Origin of the sequence: Enterobacter cloacae complex sp. GYL001, from assembly GCF_049237125.1 — a bacterium.
Lineage (GTDB): Bacteria > Pseudomonadota > Gammaproteobacteria > Enterobacterales > Enterobacteriaceae > Enterobacter > Enterobacter hormaechei_C.
Map to the genome: position 1 here is coordinate 1 of NZ_JBMKGW010000063.1, position 830 is coordinate 830.

1 protein-coding gene is annotated in these 830 nt (G+C 60.2%); it reads right to left on the bottom strand.

All coding sequences use genetic code 11. The features are described from left to right. The coding region (gene intI1, locus ACOTWU_RS25270) for a class 1 integron integrase IntI1 (protein ID WP_087497501.1) at positions 1-785 on the bottom strand (785 nt) is incomplete at its 3' end. Positions 786-830 lie beyond the last annotated feature (45 nt).

Genomic DNA, 830 nt, shown 5'->3' on the forward strand with positions numbered 1-830 from the left:
TTGAAGGCGCGCTGAAAGGTCTGGTCATACATGTGATGGCGACGCACGACACCGCTCCGTGGATCGGTCGAATGCGTGTGCTGCGCAAAAACCCAGAACCACGGCCAGGAATGCCCGGCGCGCGGATACTTCCGCTCAAGGGCGTCGGGAAGCGCAACGCCGCTGCGGCCCTCGGCCTGGTCCTTCAGCCACCATGCCCGTGCACGCGACAGCTGCTCGCGCAGGCTGGGTGCCAAGCTCTCGGGTAACATCAAGGCCCGATCCTTGGAGCCCTTGCCCTCCCGCACGATGATCGTGCCGTGATCGAAATCCAGATCCTTGACCCGCAGTTGCAAACCCTCACTGATCCGCATGCCCGTTCCATACAGAAGCTGGGCGAACAAACGATGCTCGCCTTCCAGAAAACCGAGGATGCGAACCACTTCATCCGGGGTCAGCACCACCGGCAAGCGCCGCGACGGCCGAGGTCTTCCGATCTCCTGAAGCCAGGGCAGATCCGTGCACAGCACCTTGCCGTAGAAGAACAGCAAGGCCGCCAATGCCTGACGATGCGTGGAGACCGAAACCTTGCGCTCGTTCGCCAGCCAGGACAGAAATGCCTCGACTTCGCTGCTGCCCAAGGTTGCCGGGTGACGCACACCGTGGAAACGGATGAAGGCACGAACCCAGTGGACATAAGCCTGTTCGGTTGGTAAGCTGTAATGCAAGTAGCGTATGCGCTCACGCAACTGGTCCAGAACCTTGACCGAACGCAGCGGTGGTAACGGCGCAGTGGCGGTTTTCATGGCTTGTTATGACTGTTTTTTTGTACAGTCTATGCCTCGGGCATC